The organism is Microbispora hainanensis (assembly GCF_036186745.1).
Taxonomy (GTDB): Bacteria; Actinomycetota; Actinomycetes; order Streptosporangiales; family Streptosporangiaceae; genus Microbispora.
Genome location: NZ_CP108086.1, coordinates 2,166,349 through 2,187,558 on the forward strand (window position 1 = coordinate 2,166,349; position 21,210 = coordinate 2,187,558).

Genomic DNA, 21,210 nt, shown 5'->3' on the forward strand with positions numbered 1-21,210 from the left:
CCCTTTTACCCCGTGGACAACCGGTGGAAACCTCGTGGATTACTCGTGGACAGAGGGCACTCCGCCTGGGGAACGGGTGTGGGCACAGCGCGGCCGCCCACAGTCCACAGGGGGTCCGTCCACGTTTCCCCCACACCGGCAGTGGATGAATCAGCTCCGCTGAGCTGCGAAAATGCTCGACATCCACATATCCACACTGCCTAATGAGACGACTTGTATCTCTCTCCCTAAGAACTCAAGAACCATAGAAGGGGTTCTGGAGGCGCACAGGTGCGGGAGAGTGAAGACTTGACGAAGCAGCGACACCCAGGAGGCTGATCCACGTGATGTTCCGGATCGATCGCGACGTGCTCGCCGAGGCCGTGGCGTGGACGGCACGGAGCCTTCCGGCCCGTCCCTCGGTGCCGGTGCTCGCCGGCATGCGGCTGGAGGTGACCGACGACCAGCGGCTGAAGCTCTCCGGCTTCGACTACGAGGTCTCCGCGGAGGTGACCCTCGAAGTGCAGACCGGAGAGCCGGGAGTGGTGCTGGTCTCCGGCAAGCTCCTCGCCGAGATCACCCGCGCGCTCCCCGCACAGCCGGTCGAGCTGGTCGTGGACGGCGCCAAGGCCGTCGTCACCTGTGGCAGCGCCCGGTTCACACTTCTCACCATGCCTGTGGAGGACTACCCGTCCCTGCCGGCCATGCCGCCCGCCGCCGGACGGGTCGGCAGCGACGTGTTCGCCTCCGCCGTCGGCCAGGTGGCCGTCGCCGCGGGCAAGGACGACACCCTCCCGATGCTCACCGGCGTACGCATGGAGATCGAGGGCGACACGGTGACCCTCGCCGCCACCGACCGCTACCGCCTCGCCGTACGCGAGCTGAAGTGGCAGCCCGAGCAGCCGGACTTCCAGGCCATCGCGATGATCCCGGGCCGTACGCTGGCGGACACGGCGAAGGCGCTGGGCGGCACGGGCGCGGAGGTCGAGATCGCGCTGAGCTCTGCCGGCGGCACCGGCGAGGGCATGATCGGGTTCTCCAGCTCCGGACGGCGGACGACGACCCGGCTGCTCGACCCCGAGTTCCCCAAATATCGCTCGCTGCTGCCCACCGAGTTCTCCGCCCGCGCGGACCTGTCCACAGCCTCGTTCGTCGAGGCCGTCAAGCGCGTCGCGCTGGTCGCCGAGCGCAACACCCCCGTACGGCTGGCCTTCCGCGGCGGAGAGGTCGTCCTGGAGGCCGGCAGCGGCGACGAGGCACAGGCTGTGGAGGCGCTGCCGGTCGATTTCGACGGCGACGAGATCAACATCGCCTTCAACCACCAGTTCCTGCTGGAGGGCCTGGGGGCGATCGACTCCGACGTCGCGCGGCTGCAGTTCACCACGCCGACCAAGCCCGCCATCCTCACCGGGGGCAAGCCTGTGGACGACGGGGGCAGCGAGGACTACCGCTACCTCATCATGCCCATCCGCCTGTCCAGCTGACACGGCCCGAACACCCCGGGCGTACGATCTCCTGCGGGCATGGACCCCTTGTGCATGGGTACGCGTGCCTCCGTGGACGACGCAGACGTTTGAGGGGTGGCTCAGATGCAGATCGGCATGATCGGGCTCGGCAAGATGGGCGGGAACATGGCCGAGCGACTGCGGCGCGGCGGGCACGACGTCGTCGGCTACGACCGTGATCCCTCCATCAGCGACGTGAGCAGCCTGAAGGAGCTCGTCGAGAGGCTTCAGGCGCCGCGCGCGGTCTGGGTCATGGTCCCCGCGGGGAAGCCCACACGCAGCACGGTCGAGCAGCTGCGCGAGCTGCTGTCGGAGGGTGACATCGTCATCGACGGCGGCAACTCGCACTACCTGGACGACCAGCGGCACGCGGCCGACCTCGGCACCCACGGCATCGGCTTCGTCGACGTGGGCGTCAGCGGCGGCGTCTGGGGCCTGGAGTACGGCTACGCCCTGATGACCGGTGGCGAGGAGGAGCACGTCCGCCGGCTCATGCCGATCTTCGAGACGCTCAAGCCGGAGGGCGAGGACGGCTTCGTCCACGCGGGCGGCGTGGGCGCGGGCCACTTCGCGAAGATGGTCCACAACGGCATCGAGTACGGCATGATGCAGGCCTTCGCCGAGGGCTGGGAGCTGCTGGAGGCCAGCGACGCCGTCACCAACGTCCCCGAGACGTTCAAGAGCTGGCGGCACGGCACGGTGATCCGGTCCTGGCTGCTCGACCTGCTGGTGCGGGCGCTGGAGGAGGACCCCGACCTCTCCGAGCTGAAGGGCTACGCGGAGGACTCCGGCGAGGGCCGGTGGACGGTCCAGGCGGCCGTGGACCACGCGGTGCCCCTGCCGGCCATCACGGCCGCGTTGTACGCGCGTTTCGCCTCGCGCCAGGCCGACTCCCCGGCGATGAAGATGGTCGCGGCGCTGCGCAACCAGTTCGGCGGGCACGCGGTCGCCTCCGCCGAGGGCCAGACCGGCAAGGGCGCCGACGCCCCCGGCGCCGACGTCACCCCGCCGGTCGAGGTCGAGGGCTGACGCGCCTCGACGTTCCCGGCCCACGTTTGCCGGCCGACGTTCACGGGCGGCGTTCACACCCTGTGGACGCCGGGGGGCTCGCCCGGATGACCTGTCCTCGTCGGCGAGGCGGTCCCGCGCGAGCGCGGCCCGGCGGACCGAGCCGGACAGCTCGTCGGACGTCTGGGCCTGATCGCTCGCCCGCCGGACTCGTCCGTACACAGGGCGATCCGGGCCTTCTGCCGAGCCTGGTCGCCGGTCGACGGCTCTTCAGGCGTTGATCTTCCACAGGCTGTGGACGAACCACCCCGCACCGGCCCGTTTCTCCACAGCGAGCCGTTTCTCCACAGGACGTCGCGGCCGGGACACGAAGGCCGGGCACCGGCACTAGCCTGGCGGGGTGCACGTGGCGAGCCTGTCCCTCACCGACTTCCGGTCATACCCGGAGGTCGAACTCGTGCTGGAACCGGGGGCGACGGCGTTCGTCGGGCCGAACGGGCAGGGCAAGACCAACCTGGTCGAGGCGCTCGGCTACGTCGCGACCCATTCGAGCCACCGCGTGGCCACCGACGCGCCGCTCGTACGGCACGGCGCGCAGCGGGCGATCGTGCGCGCGGCGGTGGTCAGGGACGACCGCCGGGCGCTGGTCGAGATCGAGATCAACCCGGGCCGGGCCAACCGCGCCAGGGTGAACCGCTCCCCCGTCCCCCGGCCGCGCGACGCCCTCGGCCTGTTGCGGACCGTGCTGTTCGCCCCGGAGGACCTCGCGCTGGTCAAGGGCGACCCGTCCGAGCGCCGCCGGTTCATGGACGACCTGCTCGTCGCCCGCGTCCCCAGGTTCGCGGGTGTGCGCGCCGACTACGAGCGGGTGCTCAAGCAGCGCAACGCGCTCCTGCGTACGGCCGCGGCGACGCGGGCGGGACGGCGGCGCGGCGGCCGCAGGCAGGAGGACGACGCGGCCTTCGCCGCCGCCGGCGCGGGAGACGTCCTGAGCACGCTCGAAGTCTGGGACTCCCACTTGGTGCGCCATGGCGCGGAGCTGTTGGCGGCGCGGCTGCACCTGGTGGACGCGCTGCGTCCGCTCGCGGCGAAGGCGTACGCCACTCTCGCCCCGTCGTCCGGACTCGCCGATCTCGAATACCGGCCGTCGGGGTTATCCACAGATATCCCCACCCTGGGGACAAACCGGGAACTACTGGCCGAGCACCTGCGGGGGGGCCTCGCGGAGGCGCGTCAGGCGGAGCTCGAACGCGGCGTGACCCTCGTCGGCCCCCACCGCGACGACCTGCTGCTGCGGCTGGGCGAGCTGCCGGCCCGGGGCTACGCGAGCCACGGCGAGTCGTGGTCGTTCGCCCTCGCGTTGCGGCTCGCCGCCTACGACCTGCTGCGGGCCGACGGCGGCGACCCCGTGCTGATCCTGGACGACGTCTTCGCCGAGCTGGACGGTCAGCGGCGCAGGCGGCTCACCGAGATCGTCGCCCCGGCCGAGCAGGTGCTCATCACGGCGGCGGTGCCGGACGACGTGCCGCCCGAGCTGGCCGGTGCCCGGTTCGACGTGATGGAAGGGAGCGTGACCCGTGTCCGATGAGATATCCACAGGCGGTGGACAATCCCCGCAGGGCTCGGCCGCGCGGGGCGCCGCGCTGGCGCGGGAGAAGCTGGCCCAGGCGAAGGCCGACGCGCTGAAGCGGGGGCAGCTCCCCCGCAGCGAGCCCCGTCGCCGTTCCGGGCCGGGCGGCGCGCGGCGTGACTCCGGCGATCCGCTGCCGTTCGGCCGGGCGATCCGCGACCTGCTCGCCGCCCGGGGATGGGAACAGCCGGTCGCGGTGGGCGGGGTGTTCGGCCGCTGGGCGGAGATCGTCGGCCCCGACCTGGCCGCCCACACCAGGCCGGAGAGCTTCGAGGACGGCGAGGTGGTGGTCGCCGCCGACTCGACCGCCTGGGCGACCCAGGTCAGGCTCCTCGCGTCCACGCTGGTCAGGCGGCTGAACGAGGAGCTCGGCGACGGCACCGTGACCCGGGTCAAGGTGCACGGCCCCGGCGCGGGCCCCCGCCCGGAGGGCGGCCTGCGCGTACGCGGGAGTCGTGGGCCGGGCGACACGTACGGCTGACGGGGGCGACCGAACCTCGGACCCGTTAGGCGACACCCGCCGGACGTAAGCCGGAGCGGCCGTGGCGAAAGGCAAGCCCGGTCGGCGACCAACCTCGAACCGACCGTGGTGAAACGCCGCGTCGGTCCGTGACGAACCCCGGGACCGGCCGCGCGACGGCCCGCCGGATCGGCCCACGGGGAGCGGCGAACCGACCCGCGGAGACCCCGAACCGGCCCAAAATCGCGTCTGAGGCTTCGACCCCCGTTCCGTGTGGGGGGTGCTCAGAAACATGATCGTCAAGCGACAGGGCATCACAGCCCCCGTGAATGCCACCTGTTGTCTCTCGGACCGGTAGAATGCAAATGGACTCAAGGACACGTCCGGTTTGCGTCACCCCGGTCCCACGGGCCGACATCCCCTGGGTGTGCGCATCGGGGCACTCACGACGGTGACGGGCACGGCAGGGGCAGCCATTCCACGGTGTCGCCCGCCGCGTGTCCGCGGCAGGAGGATTTCGCACTTGTCCTACGACGCTAGCTCTATCACCGTTCTCGAAGGGCTGGAAGCGGTCCGCAAGCGCCCCGGCATGTACATCGGTTCCACCGGTGAGCGCGGGCTGCACCACCTCGTCTACGAGATCGTCGACAACGCCGTCGACGAGGCGCTGGCCGGTTACAACGACCTGATCGAGGTCACCCTGCTCGCCGACGGCGGCGTGCGCGTGATGGACCACGGACGCGGCATTCCCGTGGGCATCGTCGCCGCCGAGGGCAGGCCGGCCGTCGAGGTCGTCTTCACCGTGCTGCACGCCGGTGGCAAGTTCGACAGCAAGTCGTACGCCGTCTCCGGCGGCCTCCACGGCGTGGGCGCCTCGGTAGTCAACGCCCTGTCGACGCGACTTGAGGTCGAGGTCCGCACAGACGGCCACGTGTGGCGGCAGAAGTACGTGATGGCCAAGCCGACGGCCCCGCTGGAGAAGGGCGAGCCGACCGACGAGCACGGCTCCACGATCAGCTTCTGGCCCGACCCGGCGATCTTCGAGACGACCACGTGGAACTTCGAGACGCTGGCGCGCCGGTTCCAGGAGATGGCCTTCCTCAACAAGGGCCTGAAGATCACGCTGATCGACGAGCGGCCCGACCACATCATCGACGGCGCGCCCAAGGTGGTCACCTACCACTACGAGGGCGGTCTGTCCGACTTCGTCAAGCACCTGAACTCGAAGAAGGAGCCGATCCACAACTCGGTGATCGACTTCGAGGAGCACGGCGACGGCATCTCGGTCGAGATCGCCATGCAGTGGAACGCCTCCTACTCCGAGTCGGTCTACACGTTCGCCAACACGATCAACACGGCCGAGGGCGGCACCCACGAGGAGGGCTTCCGCGCGGCGCTGACCACGATCGTCAACCGGTACGCGCGCGAGCAGAAGTTCCTCAAGGAGGGCAAGGACGACAACCTCAGCGGTGACGACGTCCGCGAGGGCCTCGCCGCGATCATCTCGGTGAAGCTGGCCGACCCCCAGTTCGAGGGCCAGACCAAGACGAAGCTGGGCAACACCGAGGCGAAGTCGTTCGTCCAGAAGGCCTGCAACGACCACCTGCGCGACTGGTTCGAGCGCAACCCGGGCGAGGCCAAGGAGATCATCAACAAGTCGCTCCAGGCGGCCCGCGCCCGCATCGCGGCGCGGCAGGCCCGCGACCTCACCCGGCGCAAGTCGCTGCTGGAGAGCGGCAGCGGCCTGCCCGGCAAGCTGGCCGACTGCCAGTGGTCGGAGCCGGAGAAGTGCGAGCTGTTCATCGTCGAGGGCGACTCGGCCGGCGGCTCGGCCAAGGGCGGGCGCGACCCCAAGTTCCAGGCGATCCTCCCGCTCCGCGGCAAGATCCTGAACGTCGAGAAGGCCCGGATCGACAAGGTCCTCAAGAACAACGAGGTCCAGGCGCTCATCACGGCCCTCGGCACCGGCGTGCACGACGAGTTCGACATCTCGAAGCTGCGTTACCACAAGCTGATCCTCATGGCGGACGCCGACGTGGACGGCCAGCACATCACGACCCTGCTGCTGACGCTGCTGTTCCGTTTCATGCGCCCGCTGATCGAGGCCGGGCACGTCTACCTGTCCCAGCCGCCGCTCTACAAGATCAAGTGGGACCGCAAGGGCGAGGACGCGTCGTACGCGTACTCCGACCGGGAGCGGGACGCGATCATCGAGGACGGCGTCGCCCGCGGCCGGCGCGACCCCCGGCTCCACGACGGTGTGCAGCGGTTCAAGGGTCTGGGCGAGATGAACGCCTCCCAGCTCTGGGACACCACGATGAACCCCGACACCCGGGTGCTGCGCCAGGTCACCCTCGACGACGCCGCGCAGGCCGACGACCTGTTCAGCGTGCTGATGGGTGAGGACGTCGAGGCCCGCAGGAACTTCATCATCACCAACGCACGCGACGTCCGCTTCCTCGACGTCTGAGCAAGCGTGGCCGACCAGAAGGACTTTTCGTGACGGAAGTGAACACGCCGCCTGGGCCTCCCGCCGATCGCATCGAGCCGGTCGACATCCAGGCCGAGATGCAGCGCAGCTACATGGACTACGCGATGTCCGTCATCGTGTCCCGCGCGCTGCCCGACGTCCGCGACGGCCTCAAGCCCGTGCACCGCCGTGTGCTGTACGCGATGTTCGACGGCGGCTACCGGCCCGACCGCGGCTACTTCAAGTGCTCCCGCGTCGTCGGCGACGTCATGGGCTCCTATCACCCCCACGGCGACACGTCGATCTACGACACCGTCGTACGGCTCGCGCAGCCGTGGTCGCTGCGCTACCCGCTCGTCGACGGGCAGGGCAACTTCGGCTCGCCGGGCAACGACCCGGCCGCCGCGATGCGGTACACCGAGTGCCGTCTCGCGCCGATCGCCATGGAGATGCTCCGCGACATCGACAAGGAGACCGTCGACTTCCAGCCCAACTACGACGGGCGGTCGCAGGAGCCGGTCGTCCTCCCGTCGCGGTTCCCGAACCTGCTGGTCAACGGGTCCGCCGGCATCGCGGTGGGCATGGCGACGAACATCCCGCCGCACAACCTCCGCGAGGTCGGCGAGGCCGTCAAGTGGGCGCTCGACAACCCCGAAGCCACTGACGAGGAGCTGCTCGACGGGCTGCTCGCGCGGGTCAAGGGTCCCGACTTCCCGACCGGCGCGCTGATCGTCGGCCGCCGCGGCATCGAGGACGCCTACCGCACCGGCCGCGGCTCGATCATCATGCGGGCCGTCGTCGAGGTCGAGGAGGACCCCAAGGGACGGCAGTGCCTGGTCGTCACGGCCCTGCCGTACCAGGTGAACCCGGACAACCTCGCGCTGACGATCGCCGAGCTGGTCAGGGACGGCAAGGTCACCGGGATCGCGGACGTCCGCGACGAGACGTCCTCGCGCACCGGCCAGCGGCTCGTGATCGTGCTCAAGCGCGACGCGGTCGCCAAGGTCGTGCTGAACAACCTCTACAAGCACACCCAGCTCCAGACCACGTTCGGCGCGAACATGATCGCGCTGGTGGACGGCGTGCCGCGGACGCTGCGCCTCGACCAGTTCGTCCGGCACTACATCACGCACCAGATCGAGGTCGTGGTCCGGCGGACCCGGTTCCTGCTGCGCAAGGCCGAGGAGCGGGCCCACATCCTGCGTGGTCTGCTCAAGGCCCTCGACCGGCTCGACGACGTCATCGCCCTGATCCGGCGGTCGCCGTCGGCGGCCGAGGCGCAGGGCGGCCTGATGACGCTGCTGGACATCGACCAGGTCCAGGCGCAGGCCATCCTCGACATGCAGCTGCGCAAGCTGGCCGCGCTGGAGCGGCAGCAGATCCAGGACGAGTACGACGGCCTGATGGCGCAGATCGCCGACTACCAGGACATCCTGGCCTCCGAGCCCCGCCAGCGCCGGCTCGTGTCGGACGAGCTCGGCGAGATCGTCGCCAGGTACGGTGACGAGCGCAAGACCGAGATCACCGCGTACGAGGGCGACATGTCCATCGAGGACCTGATCGCCGAGGAGGACGTGGTCGTCACGATCACGCGCGGTGGCTACGCCAAGCGGACGAGCACCGACCTCTACCGGGCGCAGCGGCGCGGCGGCAAGGGGGTCAGGGGCGCGCAGCTCCGCCAGGACGACATCGTGGAGCACTTCTTCGTCACCACGACGCACCACTGGCTGCTGGCCTTCACCAACAAGGGCCGGGTCTACCGCTTCAAGGCGTACGAGCTGCCCGACTCGGGCCGGGACGCGCGCGGCCAGCACCTGGCCAACCTGCTCGCCATGCAGCCCGACGAGCACGTGATGGAGATCCTGGACCTGCGGGACTACAACGTCGCGCCCTACCTGGTGCTGGCCACCCGCAGCGGCCTGGTGAAGAAGACGCGGCTGTCCGAGTACGATTCGCCGCGATCCGGTGGCCTGATCGCTATCAATCTGCGCGAGGATGACGAGGTGATCGCCGCCCGTCTCGTCTCCGAGGGTGACGACCTGCTGCTCGTGTCCAAGAACGCGCAGTCGATCAGGTTCACCGCCTCGGATGAGGCGCTGCGCCCGATGGGCCGCGCCACCAGCGGTGTGATCGGCATGCGGTTCGTGGACGGCGACGAACTGCTCGCGATGAACGTCATGAGCGACGGCGACGACGTGTTGATCGCGACCGAGGGCGGGTACGCGAAGCGGACACCCGCCGACCAGTACCCGGTGCAGGGCCGGGGCGGCAAGGGCGTATTGACGGCGAAGATCGTCAGTTCTCGTGGCAAGCTGGTCGGAGCCGTCATGGTGCGTCCCGAGGACGAGGTCTTCGCGATCACCTCTGCGGGCGGGGTGATCCGCACCAGCGCCGGTGAGATCAAGCAGTCGGGCCGCCAGACCATGGGCGTCCGCTTGATGAATCTGGCCGAGGGTGACAGCGTTGTGGCCCTCGCTCGCAACGCCGAGTCGTTGGAGACCGAGGAGAACGGGGCAGGAGGCGAGGCATGAGCGAGCGTAGCGGGCGAATCGCTGAGCACAGCACGATTCGCGGATGCGCACCCGAGCCGTCAGATGAGGGCGTGGCATGAGTGACACCGGCGGACCGCGGACACCCGGCGCCAAGAGACCTTCGGGCGCCCGCCCGACGTCGTCTTCGAACGGCGTTACCGCACGGGCGCACGATGGCGGTAGCGTCGCCAAGGTGGCTTCCGAAGGAGATGACGTGACCGCCGCCGACAAGGCGAAGGCCGACGACACCATGCGCATCCGGACCTCGGCCGCCGACCAGCCGTGGAAGCGGCAGCCGGGCTCGGACGGCGCGTCCGAGAACGGCCGGTCCGAGAACGGCCGACCGGACGGCGGCAGGGCGGACAACGGCAGGGGCGACAGCGGTGGGGCGACCGCGCAGTATCCCCGGCCCGCCGGCCTCGGTACGTCCACACCCTCTGTGGACAACGGCCGTCCGTCTGTGGACAACGCTCGTCCTTCCGTGGACGGCGGCTCCGTACGCGGCCTGAGCTTCGGGCCTGCCGGTGGAGACCGGCCCGAGCCCGCCAAGAAGGACAAGAAGCAGCTCGGCGTGCGCCCGCCGCGCAAGGCCCACCTGGTCCTGCGCAGGATCGAGCCGTGGTCGGCGATGAAGTTCAGCTTCGTCGTGTCGCTGGTGTGCTTCGTCGTGCTCTTCGTGGCAGTCGCCGTGCTGTACGGCGTGCTGTCGGCGCTCGGCGTCTTCTCCTCGATCACCGACACCGTCAACCAGCTCACCAGCGGTGCCGGCGGCGCCGGGGCCGGCGCGATCGACATCGCGAGCTGGTTCGAGCCCGTCCGCATCCTCGGGTACGCGGCTCTGCTGGGCGCGCTGAACGTCGTGCTCATCACCGCGCTGTCCACCCTCGGTGCCGTCATCTACAACATCTCCGCGGACCTCGTAGGCGGTGTCGAAGTCACCTTCAGCGAAGCCGAGTGACCCACCGGTGCGGCAGGCCGCCCACACGAGCGGCCCGCCGTACGAATGCGCCTCGATGGCACGACCACGGGCCCGGACACGGTAAGCTTTTCCTCGTTCGGAACGACGGATTCGCCACCGGATACGGGATGCGGTAACCTTCGTTGCGCGGTGCGGGGCTATAGCTCAGTCGGTTAGAGCGCTTCCCTGATAAGGAAGAGGTCCCAGGTTCAAGTCCTGGTAGCCCCACCACGAAGTACCAGCTCAGAGGCCAGTTCCCGCGATCAGGGACCTGGCCTTTTGATCGTTTGTTAGCCGTTCGTTAGTGGGCTGGCCCTGACCAGGTGATAGAGATCAGTCCACATCGACAGCATGCAGGTTCGACCTGGACGATCATTCCTGGTTGCTTGAACACGGAAGATCTGCGGCCACTGGCGCCTCAGGTCCGGTTCGGCACCAGTCCGCTGCTTGAGAATCGGCCTGGCGAGCGGGTGGGTCGGGGCGAACCGATGGGCTAGGTCTTGGCCGATCAGATCGGCGCGTCGGGTGGTGGCATTGGCGTGCGCTACGGCGCTGTCGGTATCGGCGTCGAGGCCAGCCGCATCCGCGCATCAGGTGGGCGGCATCGCAAACGGAGGCAACTCGATGACCTCGACAAGGTAGCGATATCCAGGAGTCGGCGGAGTTCGGCCACCATGTGGCAGCAAGCTACGTGCTAGAGAGACAGCGGAGGCGGAGGGACCTGACGGCTGAACCGCCCCGGCTTCGGTGGAGACCTCAGGGTGATTCCAGCGGGTTCGCTGGGGTGATGTTGAGCGTAGTAGAGAGCTTCGTATTCATCCGGTGGGATGTTGCCGATGGAGGAGTGCAGGCGGGCGGTGTTGAACCACTCGACCCGTTCGGCGGTGGCGAGTTCCACCTCGGCCAGGCTGCGCCACGGCCCGCGGGGTTTGATCAGCTCGGTCTTGTACAGGCCGATCTGCGATTCCATCAGCGCGTTGTCCAGCGCTTAACCGGCTAATAATCGCGGTTCTCCGGGTTGACCGGTTAACGCTTTCATTTAGTGCGGGCGGCCAGCCGACGGAGTTGCTCTTCGTGTCGACGGACGCGGTCGGCGATGGCATCGACAGCGGCGCGGAGAGTGGCGATCTCGTCGGTGAGGCCGGTGAGGGTTCCGCTGGCGGCGGTGCGGTGCCGGTGCTCGTCGATGACGGCCCGGAGCGTGGGGTTGCGGTAGAGGGTGGTGCGGCCAAGGCCGGTGAGAGCGGCGACGGCGGTGAAGGTGACGGGCTGGCCCTCGTGGTGGAGTCGGGTGCAGGCCCGCTCGACCCGGTTAAGGGTTTCGCTGCTGGTCATCCGGCTTGAGCCTCGCTGATCAGGTTGTCGAGTCGGGCGATGAGCTTGCGGTGCCGTTCGGCTTCGGCGATCCAACCCCGCTTCTCGGCGTCCTTGGCGAGCGCTTCGGCGTCGACGCGCTGCGCGGCGAGGATGGGCAGCGAACTGGGTTCGGCGTGGAAACTCGGGCAGTGCTCGCAGATGTTGGCGTAGGTGCACGCGCCCTGGGCGGGCGCGCGCAGGCAGAACCCGCCGGACATCCTGGACTTGATCAGAGGAGTATCCTTCCAGTCCGCGCCGCCGGTGACGTCGGCCAGCGGCAGGCTCACCCGCCCGGGAGCCGGGGTGCGGACTTGCTGTTTGGCCAGGTCGAGGGCGCGCTCGTATTCAGCGCGGACGGTGGTGTCGAACAGCCGGCCGTAGCGCAGGCTCATCTCGGCGGAGGCGTGCCCGAGCAGCGCCATCAGCGCCTGCAACGAGACGCCGGCGTTCACCAGGGCGGTGGCGTAGGTGTGCCGGAGTTGGTGGGAGGTGATGTGGCCGAGACCGGCTTGCTGGGCGGCGCGGTCGAGTTCGGCGCGCACCGCTTGTTGCCCCAGACGCCGTCCGTGGTGGGTGAACAGGAACTGGGCGGGGCGTCGATAGCGGGGGTGCGGCATCGGCCTGCCGTGTGAGCGTAGGTCGATGATGTGGTCGATCAACGCCAGGACGTCGTCATCGAGGGGGACCATCCGCTCGGTGTCCAGCTTCCCGAGCGGGATCTTCAGCCAGCTGCCGTGGCCGGGAACCTCGTGGACGCAGTCCAGTTCAAGGTCGAGCAGTTCCCCGATCCGAAGCCCGCAGGCGCGTTGCAGTCGCAGGGCGCAGGCGGCCAGTTCGTTGCCAGGGTGATCCCGCAACACTTCGGCCAGGCGACGGTCGGCATCGACGGGCAGGTAGCGGGGCAGAACCTGCGGGAGCTTGGGGTTGTCATCGCGGAAGACGAGCTTGCGGGCGGGTGCCTCGGCCCAGCCCCACTCGGTGATGTCAGTCAAGAACCCGATCAATGCGATGACCCGCCGGGATCGGTCCGCGACCGTGATGGCCTCGCCGGTCTTGGAGTTGACGGCGTCGACTAGAAAGGTGAGGTAAGGCTCGATGTGGCGTTGCCGGTTCAACGCTGAGATCGACTCCAGCTCAGGATCGACGCGGGCCAGGAACAGGCCGAAGTGGTTGAGGCGGGTCGCGATCCCCGAGACGGTCTTGGGCTGGCAGGTCGCGCGTTTGCGCTCCAGATAGGCGATCATCGTCGTGCGGATCGGCTCTGCCACCCCGGCCAGCCGCTCGGTGAAGGGAACCGGCCCGCCTATCCGGGGCAACGTATCGATGATCCCGAGGTGGAACAGGACCCGTTGGGCGTTGCTGATCGCCGACAGGTAGTGGCGGTGTCCCTTGCCGGTGCGCTGGTGCCGTTCGGCGCAGGCCGCGGTGAACTCCTCCAGGTCGGCCTGGGTGAGCTGCTCCAGAGGGCGTCCGGCCTGGATGAGCAGCCGGGCCGGCACCTGAGAGCCGGTGGCGAACCGGACCCGCTGGGTGAAACCGAGCTCGGCGGCCGCAGCCATGAACCGATCCAGATCACCGGCGATGGGCGAGTCGGTGATCTCCCGCCAGAAGGTGGACAGCTTGCGTTCCAACAGGTAGTCATAGCCGGGCCGAAGTCCGTGGTGCAGCATGAGGAACGTGATGATCGGCCGGGTCGAACTCCCGGCCGACAAGCGGACCTCCAACGGTTCGGCCGCCCACCGCCGCGGGTCGGGCCAGCGTGCGAAGAACACTCGGGCGGCCCACCAGTAGGCGTGGTTGCCCCGTCCGGTCCGCCCCAGGTAGTCCAGGTAGGCGGCGTGCAGGTCATTGCTGGGCGCGGATGCGAGTGCGGGCGGCATCGAACTCGGCTTTCACGTGGGCGGGAGCCAGATGGATATAACGGGCGGTGGTGTCGACATGCGCGTGACCGAGCAGAGCCTGCATCACCGCAAGATCAACCCCGGCCTCGGCCAGAGCGGTGCCGAACGTGTGCCGCAGCGCGTGCGGATGCCCGCCGGCGATCCCGGTGATCGCGCGGTGATAGCGGAAGATCGTGCGTAGCCCGGCCGCGGTCAGCGGCCGGCCCCGGTTCGGGCCCTTGGCCACCAAAAACAGGCGGCTGCTGTCGGAGTCGGGGCGTTCGGCCAGCAGGTAGACCTGGATCACCGAGGCGACGTCGGCGTCCAGCGGGACACGTCGTTCGCGGTCGCCTTTGCCGACCACCTTCAGCCACCGGCCGCCGATGTCGGCGTCGGCGACGTTCATGCCGAGGACCTCGGCCGAGCGCAGTCCGCAATACAGCATCAGCCCGGCGATCGCCCGGTCCCGCCAGGTGCGAAAGCTCGCCAGCAGCTCGGCCGCCTCGGCTTGCGACAGCGCCTTGGGCAGGCGGCGCGGTTCGCGGAGCCGCAGCGAGGAGCGGTTCTTCGGCCGGCGGATCGTGTGCGCCAGCATCCCGGATCGCTCACCGGGCACCCGCCAGCGGGCCTCCCGGCCTTTCGGGACGGGGTTCTTGGCCTGCGGGTCGCGCATCGAGGCGAAGGTGAACAGCCCCGAGACGGCCGCGAGCCGCCGGTTGATCGTTGTGGCGGCGTACTGATCCATCCGGCGTCCGGACAAGGTGATCACGTTCGGTCCGGGCCTGCCGGGAATCCTCGCCTCCCGGCAGGCGCGCAGGAACTTCAACAGCGTCTCCGTCGTGACCTCGGGCAACGACAGATCCTCGGCGGCCAGCCACCGGCAGAACGCCAGCAGGTCATACCCGTAGGCGCGGACGGTCTTGGGCGAGTAGTTCCGGTCGGCCAGGTGCGCCAGGTACTCATCCACCAGTGCGAACCGTGCGGCGCTCGGCCCGGCCAGCCCCCAGCCGCCGTCCCGTTCCTCCAGTCGAAGCCCCGACTCTGCAATCACGGGAAACAGATGTACCGGCGATGACCACATCCAGCCAGCAACAAGCATTTCACGGCGTGTCGCTGACCTGGGGAAACGCAAACGTTAGCCGGTTAAGAGGGAATCCCCGACCGTACCGATGGAGGCGTCGATCCCGGCGGTCATCCGTGAAGCGAAAACAGGTGCATCGACTGCCGGCATTCGAATGATGAATAAGACCGGGGCCGGCGGGGCGACCGGCCCGGCCGCGCCGCCACAACGCCATGTCCAGGGCGTCCAGCACCAGCGTGGCCCGCTTGGACGTCGAGGCCGACCAGCCGACGATCGCCCGGGAATAGACGTCGACCACGAAGGCGACGTAGACGATGCCGCACCAGGCATGCACGTAGGTGAAGTCCGCGACCCACACGGCGTTGGGCCGGGCGGCGGTGAAGTCGCGCTTGACCAGGTCGGCGGCCCGCTGATGGCCGGGCTCGGACACTGTGGTGCGGATGGTCCGACGGCCGGCCCCGCGCTTCTCCTTGGAAGGAGGCTTCGCGTGCGGCCCGACCTTGCCGGCCGCACTCAACCAGGAAAACGCGCTAACGTCCCCGGCCAGACCTCGCACATGGAGTCTTCGGCGGTCGCTCGTCGGGCCGACGAGACCCCCAATAACGCAGCACAGGCGACGCCCTGGCCCCGAGCCGCCCCCGCAACCCAGTAACCCCACAGAAGCCCGTCCATGAGAACCCGGCCACAATCCCATCTGACCGACGCGGCGGCCAGATGGAGTTCGGGTCACCCGGCGTTCGCGGCGGACGACATGCGGACCGCAATGTCGATGATCATGTCCTCCTGGCCGCCGACGTAGCCGGCCGCGCCGACCTCGCGGAGGATCTCGTGGGCCGGCACGCCGTACCGCTCCTCGGCGCGCTCGGCGTGCCGGAGGAACGACGAGTAGACCCCGGCGTAGCCCTGCACGATCGCGGTGCGCTCGGCCCACGGCAGCCGTGGGATGAACGGCAGCGCCACCTCCGCCGCCGCGTCGAGCAGCGCGGGCACGTCGAGGCCGGTCCGCACTCCCATCTTCTCGAACACGGCGGCCAGCACCTCGGTCGGCGAGTTGCCCGCGCCCGCGCCGAGCGCGCACAGCGTGCCGTCAATCTGCCGGGCGCCCTCCTGATAGGCGACCAGCGAGTTGGCGACGCCGAGGCATAGGTTCTGGTGCCCGTGCAGCCCGACCTGCGCGTCTCCGCCGAGTTCGGCGACGAGCGCGGCGACCCGTGCCCGCGTGTCGTCGGGCAGCAGCGCGCCCGCGGAGTCGACCACGTACACGCACTGGCAGCCCGCGTCGGCCATGATCCGCGCCTGGCGGGCCAGCACCTCGGGGGTGGTCATGTGCGCGAGCATCAGGAACCCGACGGTCTCCATACCGAGGTCGCGGGCCGCGCTGAAGTGCTGCACCGATATGTCGGCCTCGGTGCAGTGGGTGGCGATCCGCGCGACGGTCGCGCCCGCGTCATGGGCGTGGCGCAGGTCGGCGACCGTGCCGAGGCCGGGGAGCAGCAGCACCGCTATGCGCGCGTCGCGGGCCGCCTCCCTGGCCGCCCGCACCAGCTCGATGTCGTCCACGGCGGAGAAGCCGTAGTTGAACGAGGACCCGCCGAGACCGTCGCCGTGCGTCACCTCGATGACCCGCACTCCCGCGGCGTCGAGGGCGCGGACCACGGCCCGCACCTGGTCGGGCGTGAACCGGTGTGCCATCGCGTGGCTGCCGTCGCGCAGGGTGGTGTCGGTGATGCGGACGTCCACGTGCGTCTCCTCACTGACCGGGGCGCTCATGGGAACACTCATTGGGACACCGCCAGAAGTTCGCCCACCCGCGCTGCGGCGGCGGTCATGATGTCCAGGTTTCCCGCCCACGGTGGGAGGTGGTCGCCGTTGCCTCGCACCTCCAGGAATAGCGCGACCCGCCCGTGGTCGTTCCACTCCGGCCGCGGCCGGTCGAACTGCGGCTCGGCGCGCAACGTGTAACCGGGCACGTAGCGCTGGACCTCCTTGACCATCCGCTGCACCGACTCGGCGACGGCGCCGGTGTCGGCATCGGGGCCGATGGCGCAGAACACCGTGTCCCGCATGATCATTGGGGGCTCGGCGGGGTTGAGGATGATGATCGCCTTGCCCCGTCCCGCGCCGCCCACGTCCTCGATGGCGCGGGCGGTGGTCTCGGTGAACTCGTCGATGTTCGCCCGGGTGCCCGGTCCCGCCGAGCGGGAGGCGATAGAGGCGACGATCTCCGCGTACGGCACGGGCGTCACGTCGGCCACCGCGCGCACGATCGGAATCGTGGCCTGCCCGCCACAGGTGATCATGTTGACGTTCGGCGCGTCGAGGTGCTGGGGCAGGTTCACGGGCGGGCAGACGAATGGCCCGGTCGCCGCCGGCGTCAGGTCGACCGCCTGGATCCCCGCCTCGGCGTAACGCGGCGCGTTGGCCAGGTGGGCCCGCGCCGAGGTCGCCTCGAACACGATCCGCGGCGGCTCCGGCCGGGACAGCAGCCAGTCCACTCCCCCGGCGCTCGCCTCGACGCCGAGCGCGCGGGCCCGCGCCAGGCCGTCGGAGGCCGGATCCACGCCGACCATGTACCGTACGTCGATCACGTCGCTGCGCAGCAGCTTGACCAGCAGGTCGGTGCCGATGTTGCCCGGCCCGACGATCGCGGCGGGCACCTTCATCGGTCCTCCCCGAACACCGCGGTCACCGTGCCGAGGCCAGCGAAGCTCGCCTGGACAACGTCGCCGACGGCCACCGGCACCGCTGCGGTTACCGAGCCCGGCAGGATCGTGTGCCCCGCCTCCAGCGTCACACCGCGTTCGCCCAGGGTGTTGGCCAGCCACACGAGGGCGTTCAGCGGCGAGCCGAGCACCGCCGCGCCCGCTCCGGTGCCGGCGACCTCGCTGTTGCGCCGCAGCACGCACCCGGTCAGCCGGAGGTCCAGGTCGGACAGCCGGGCCGGGGTGCCGCCCAGTACCACGCCGCCTGAGGACGCGTTATCGGCGATCGTGTCGATCAGTGTGATCCGCCAGTCCCTGACCCGGGAGTCGATGATCTCCAGGGCGGGCAGCACGAAGTCCACGGCCGCCACCGCTTCGGCGACGGTCACTCCGGGGCCGCGCAGCGGCCGGGAGAGCACGAAGGCGATCTCGGGCTCGATCCTCGGCTGCAGGAAGCGCGACACGTCGATCGGCGCGCCCTCCGGGTGGAACATCGTGTCGGTGAGGTGGCCGTAGTCGGGCGCGTCCACGCCGAGCTGCCGCCGCATGGCGGCGGAGGTCAGGCCGACCTTGTGGCCCTTGACGACCGCGCCGTCCGCGAGCAGACAGTCGATCTGCCCGAGCTGGATCGCGTACGCGTCGTCGATCGTGAGCCCGGCGAGCCGGCTGGTCGGCGGATCGACCGGTTCGCGGGTCCGGTAGGCGTCCAGCAGCTCGCCCACGAGCCTGTCACGCTCCGTTGTGTCCATAGCCCGCACGGTCTCGCCCCGGTGGTGCGGGGCTCAACGCCCGAGTTCCATTCAACGAGAATTCGAGGGTTCCCACACAATGAAAATCGGGATTAGGGGTTTTGGGAGGCGGGTTCCCACACTGGGGCCCGTGCTTCGACTGACCCCTGTGCTCGCGTGCTGCGCCCTGCTGGCCGCGGCCTGCGCGACCGCGGACGCCCGGCAGACCGCCGGCGGCGCCCTCACCGCGGGGCTCGCCCAGCCGGTGAGCTGCCTCGACCCGCATCAGACCCCACAGACCCAGAATCTCAACGTATCGCGCCAGCTCGTGGACTCGCTGACTGACCAGGACCCGCGCACCGGAGAGATCGTGCCGTGGCTCGCGACGTCGTGGAAGGTCGACAAGCAGGCCAAGCGGTTCACCTTCACCCTGCGCGACGGCGTGACGTTCAACGACGGCGCGCCGCTGGACGCGGCCACGGTCGTCGCCAACCTCGACGACATCGTCAAGCTCGGCGCGCGGTCGCCGCTCGGCTCGGGCTACCTCGCCGGCTACGCGGGGGCCTCAGCGCTCGACGCGAAGACCGTCGAGGTGCGGTTCGACGCGCCGAGCGCACAGTTCCTCCAGGCCACCTCGATGGTGACGCTCGGCATGCTCTCCCCGGGCACCCTGCGCAAGACCCCAGAGCAGCGCTGCGCGGGCGGGATCGCCGGCTCCGGGCCGTACGTGCTCGGCCGGGTCGCGCTCAACGAGGAGGTGCGGCTGTCCGCCCGCACCGGGTACGCCTGGGCGAGCGCGCTGGCCGCCAACCGGGGCGTTCCGCGCGTGCGCGAGCTGACCTTCGCCATCGTCACCGACCCGAGCGCCAGGCACGGCAGCCTCCTGTCCGGGCAGCTCGATGCCGACCTGCAGGTGCTCCAGCAGGACCAGCGATCCTTCGGCGACCGAGGTCCCCGGCTGCTGTCGGCCACCCGGCCCGGCATCGTGTACACGCTGCTGCCCAACGAGTCGCGACCCGCGCTGCGCGACCCCTCCGTACGGCGGGCCATCGGCGCCGCCCTCGACCGGTCGAAATTCACGCCGCTGCTCGCGGCGGGCGAGCGCCCGGCGACCGACGTGCTCGCCACCACCACGCCCGGCTACAAGGACCGCTCGGCCGGCCTGGCGTACGCGCCCGGTGAGGCGGCCCGGCTGCTCGACGCGGCCGGGTGGCGGCGCGGCCCGGACGGCGTGCGCGCGAAGGGATCGCAGCGGCTGTCGTTCGACCTGGTCTACTCCGCCAGTGAGCCCTACGGCTCGCTGTACCAGCTCATGGCCCAGCAGCTCGCCGAGGCCGGGATCGAGCTGCGGCCGACGCCACTCGACGACGCCACCAACAGCGCACGGCAGGGCTCGGGCGACTACGACTTCGTCTCGTGGGCCGTGACCAGGGGCGACCCCACGGTCCTCGCCAGCGTGTATCCGGTGAAGAGCGCGAACCCGCTGCGCCGCACCCGGCCGGACGAGGTGGACAGCACGATCGCCCGGATCGCCACGGTGCTCGATCCCGCCGAGCGCGCCCGCGCCGTGGACGCCGCGGCCGAGGCGATCCTCTCCGGCGGGCACGGCATCCCGCTCTTCGAGCAGGCCTCGTCGATCGGCCTCGCGGAGCGGGTGACAGGGGTCCGCCTCGACGCCTCGGGACGGCCGATTTTCCAGGACGCGGAGGTACGGGCATGACATGGAACGACTTCGCCGCGGGCCGCGCGGTGGACCCGGCGGCGTTCGTCGCCGCCGCGCACGCACTGCTGGAATCGGCGGTCGCCGCAGCCGGCGGCGGCGAGGCCGCCAGGGCCGACTTCGTCGCCGGGCTGGAGGCGAGTCTTGCCACATCAGGGCCCTACGCCACCCTGCGGCTTGACGCCGGGCTCGCCGACCAGGGCGTCAGGGGCGAGCTGCGGGACAACGCCATCGCGGTGTCCGAGGTGGTGCTGGACCTGGTGCGGAGCACGTCCGGCACGGGCACGCCCGGCCCGCTGGACATCCACAGTAACTGCGTGGGGTACGCCTGGATCCCCCCGGTGGTCGAGCGGCTCATCGGCGAGCCCGGCCTGCACGCCGCGCGCAACCTGTACAACGAGTGGCTGTGGCAGCTCGTGCTGCTGCGGGACGCCCTCATCCCGTTCACCGATCCATCGCGGGTGCGGCTGCTCGCCGACGCCGACGGCCTGACCCGCCTCCGGGACGCCCGGGACTGGTTCACCGTCCAGCTGATGACCCGGCGGATTCCGCACGCGGCGATCGTCCGGTTCGCCGCCGAGGCCGTGACGGGCGGATACGCCGAGGGGGCCTACGGGTTCCAGCACGGGGGCACGGTGGTCCTGCCGCCGGTCGCCCTCGACGGCGACCTGCTCGGCCCGGCGTATCTCCTGGGCCTGCGCGAGGGGACGCTGGTCGCCGAGGACACGGCGTACTTCGTCCAGGGACAGGAGGACGGGGAGACCGCGAGCACGCTGTCCGTCCCGGCGCGGGCGATCGGCGACGTCGAGGTGGTCGGCCTGACCGACCGGCTGGTGCCCGGCCCGCCCGTCAATCCCTCCGGCGCCGCCGGCCCCGTCGTCCGTACGCTGAGCCTGGTGGTGGGCTTCGACGGCCACGAATGGACGACCGACCTCGGACGTGCGCTGCGCGGCCACCGCTACGCCGCCCGCCCGGCCGCCGCGGAGGCCACGACGGAACCGGGAGACGCGGCCGCCTGGCCGGGGTGCGCGGTGCTCCGGCAGGACGGGCAGGTGGCGGTGCCCGACGGCGGCGTCATCCCGACCGGCGGTCAGCGCGCGCTGACCCTCGCGCTGCTCGGCAGGCTCCGGCCGGGCAACGTGGTGCTGTACACCGGCCAGGCGGTCGGCGGGCAGCGGGTCCTCCTGGACATCCGGGGCTGA

16 protein-coding genes, 1 tRNA gene and 1 pseudogene are annotated in these 21,210 nt (G+C 70.2%); 10 read left to right on the forward strand and 8 right to left on the reverse strand.

Annotated elements, in window-relative coordinates; all coding sequences use genetic code 11:
- The first annotated feature begins 323 nt into the window (after nucleotides 1-323).
- The 8 genes from dnaN to OHB01_RS09955 all read left to right on the forward strand — a co-directional run bounded on the left by dnaN (nucleotide 324) and on the right by OHB01_RS09955 (nucleotide 10,772).
- The gene (dnaN, locus tag OHB01_RS09920) at nucleotides 324-1,463 is read left to right on the forward strand and encodes a DNA polymerase III subunit beta (RefSeq protein WP_142649616.1); all 1,140 of its coding nucleotides are present in this window, start codon (nucleotides 324-326) and stop codon (nucleotides 1,461-1,463) included.
- A gap of 105 nt (nucleotides 1,464-1,568) precedes the next feature.
- The gene (gnd, locus tag OHB01_RS09925; protein WP_147943758.1) at nucleotides 1,569-2,513 is read left to right on the forward strand and encodes a phosphogluconate dehydrogenase (NAD(+)-dependent, decarboxylating); all 945 of its coding nucleotides are present in this window, start codon (nucleotides 1,569-1,571) and stop codon (nucleotides 2,511-2,513) included.
- Nucleotides 2,514-2,892: 379 nt separating this feature from the next.
- Nucleotides 2,893-4,080 (forward strand): DNA replication/repair protein RecF, encoded by a 1,188-nt coding sequence (gene recF, locus OHB01_RS09930; protein ID WP_142649618.1) that lies wholly within the window; start codon nucleotides 2,893-2,895, stop codon nucleotides 4,078-4,080.
- Nucleotides 4,070-4,603: a DUF721 domain-containing protein gene (locus OHB01_RS09935; protein WP_312845764.1), complete on the forward strand. Its 534-nt coding sequence runs from the start codon at nucleotides 4,070-4,072 to the stop codon at nucleotides 4,601-4,603. Before recF ends, OHB01_RS09935 begins: the two co-directional genes overlap by 11 nt.
- A 502-nt stretch (nucleotides 4,604-5,105) precedes the next feature.
- Nucleotides 5,106-7,052 (forward strand): DNA topoisomerase (ATP-hydrolyzing) subunit B, encoded by a 1,947-nt coding sequence (gene gyrB, locus OHB01_RS09940; protein WP_142649619.1) that lies wholly within the window; start codon nucleotides 5,106-5,108, stop codon nucleotides 7,050-7,052.
- A gap of 29 nt (nucleotides 7,053-7,081) precedes the next feature.
- Nucleotides 7,082-9,583 carry a DNA gyrase subunit A gene (gyrA, locus tag OHB01_RS09945; protein WP_142649620.1) on the forward strand — a complete coding sequence of 834 codons (2,502 nt, stop codon included), beginning with the start codon at nucleotides 7,082-7,084 and terminating at the stop codon, nucleotides 9,581-9,583.
- Nucleotides 9,584-9,797: 214 nt separating this feature from the next.
- Nucleotides 9,798-10,541, forward strand: coding sequence for a DUF3566 domain-containing protein (locus OHB01_RS09950; protein ID WP_328855244.1), 744 nt, complete (start codon nucleotides 9,798-9,800; stop codon nucleotides 10,539-10,541).
- A 154-nt stretch (nucleotides 10,542-10,695) separates the two neighbouring features.
- Nucleotides 10,696-10,772: transfer RNA gene (locus OHB01_RS09955), tRNA-Ile, on the forward strand.
- 559 nt (nucleotides 10,773-11,331) lie between these two features.
- Here the strand turns inward: OHB01_RS09955 and OHB01_RS09960 are convergent.
- The 8 genes and pseudogenes from OHB01_RS09960 to OHB01_RS09995 all read right to left on the reverse strand — a co-directional run.
- A pseudogene (locus OHB01_RS09960) lies at nucleotides 11,332-11,529 on the reverse strand (integrase core domain-containing protein); the annotation flags it as partial.
- A gap of 47 nt (nucleotides 11,530-11,576) precedes the next feature.
- A complete protein-coding gene (locus OHB01_RS09965; protein ID WP_328708221.1) occupies nucleotides 11,577-11,876 on the reverse strand; it encodes a DUF6262 family protein in 300 nt (99 codons plus the stop codon).
- Complete coding sequence (locus tag OHB01_RS09970; RefSeq protein ID WP_328708222.1) at nucleotides 11,873-13,777, reverse strand: tyrosine-type recombinase/integrase; 1,905 nt, start codon at nucleotides 13,775-13,777, stop codon at nucleotides 11,873-11,875. The genes OHB01_RS09965 and OHB01_RS09970 overlap by 4 nt, the downstream gene beginning before the upstream one ends.
- Entirely contained in the window at nucleotides 13,743-14,909 is a 1,167-nt protein-coding gene (locus OHB01_RS09975) for a tyrosine-type recombinase/integrase (RefSeq protein WP_328708223.1), read from the reverse strand. The genes OHB01_RS09970 and OHB01_RS09975 overlap by 35 nt, the downstream gene beginning before the upstream one ends.
- The gene (locus OHB01_RS09980) at nucleotides 14,878-15,288 is read right to left on the reverse strand and encodes a DDE-type integrase/transposase/recombinase (protein ID WP_419197570.1); all 411 of its coding nucleotides are present in this window, start codon (nucleotides 15,286-15,288) and stop codon (nucleotides 14,878-14,880) included. Before OHB01_RS09980 ends, OHB01_RS09975 begins: the two co-directional genes overlap by 32 nt.
- Nucleotides 15,289-15,584: 296 nt before the next feature.
- Nucleotides 15,585-16,628, reverse strand: coding sequence for a 4-hydroxy-2-oxovalerate aldolase (dmpG, locus tag OHB01_RS09985; protein WP_328855245.1), 1,044 nt, complete (start codon nucleotides 16,626-16,628; stop codon nucleotides 15,585-15,587).
- An 8-nt stretch (nucleotides 16,629-16,636) separates the two neighbouring features.
- Nucleotides 16,637-17,521 (reverse strand): acetaldehyde dehydrogenase (acetylating), encoded by an 885-nt coding sequence (locus tag OHB01_RS09990; protein WP_328708789.1) that lies wholly within the window; start codon nucleotides 17,519-17,521, stop codon nucleotides 16,637-16,639.
- Nucleotides 17,518-18,309 (reverse strand): 2-keto-4-pentenoate hydratase, encoded by a 792-nt coding sequence (locus tag OHB01_RS09995; protein ID WP_328855246.1) that lies wholly within the window; start codon nucleotides 18,307-18,309, stop codon nucleotides 17,518-17,520. Before OHB01_RS09995 ends, OHB01_RS09990 begins: the two co-directional genes overlap by 4 nt.
- Before the next feature lie 130 nt (nucleotides 18,310-18,439).
- Between OHB01_RS09995 and OHB01_RS10000 the strand changes: the two genes are divergently transcribed.
- Together OHB01_RS10000 and OHB01_RS10005 are read left to right on the forward strand one after the other, a co-directional pair.
- Nucleotides 18,440-20,008, forward strand: coding sequence for an ABC transporter substrate-binding protein (locus OHB01_RS10000; protein ID WP_189182151.1), 1,569 nt, complete (start codon nucleotides 18,440-18,442; stop codon nucleotides 20,006-20,008).
- Nucleotides 20,005-21,210, forward strand: coding sequence for a hypothetical protein (locus OHB01_RS10005; RefSeq protein WP_328855247.1), 1,206 nt, complete (start codon nucleotides 20,005-20,007; stop codon nucleotides 21,208-21,210). Before OHB01_RS10000 ends, OHB01_RS10005 begins: the two co-directional genes overlap by 4 nt.

Bases quoted from the DNA above. Each gene is read 5' to 3' on its own strand.
- gnd (WP_147943758.1), top strand. From the start codon at position 1,569: ATGCAGATCGGCATGATCGGGCTCGGCAAGATGGGCGGGAACATGGCC.
- OHB01_RS09965 (WP_328708221.1), bottom strand. From the start codon at position 11,876: ATGACCAGCAGCGAAACCCTTAACCGGGTCGAGCGGGCCTGCACCCGA.
- OHB01_RS09970 (WP_328708222.1), bottom strand. From the start codon at position 13,777: ATGCCGCCCGCACTCGCATCCGCGCCCAGCAATGACCTGCACGCCGCC.
- dmpG (WP_328855245.1), bottom strand. From the start codon at position 16,628: ATGAGCGCCCCGGTCAGTGAGGAGACGCACGTGGACGTCCGCATCACC.
- OHB01_RS09990 (WP_328708789.1), bottom strand. From the start codon at position 17,521: ATGAAGGTGCCCGCCGCGATCGTCGGGCCGGGCAACATCGGCACCGAC.
- OHB01_RS09995 (WP_328855246.1), bottom strand. From the start codon at position 18,309: ATGGACACAACGGAGCGTGACAGGCTCGTGGGCGAGCTGCTGGACGCC.
- OHB01_RS10005 (WP_328855247.1), top strand. From the start codon at position 20,005: ATGACATGGAACGACTTCGCCGCGGGCCGCGCGGTGGACCCGGCGGCG.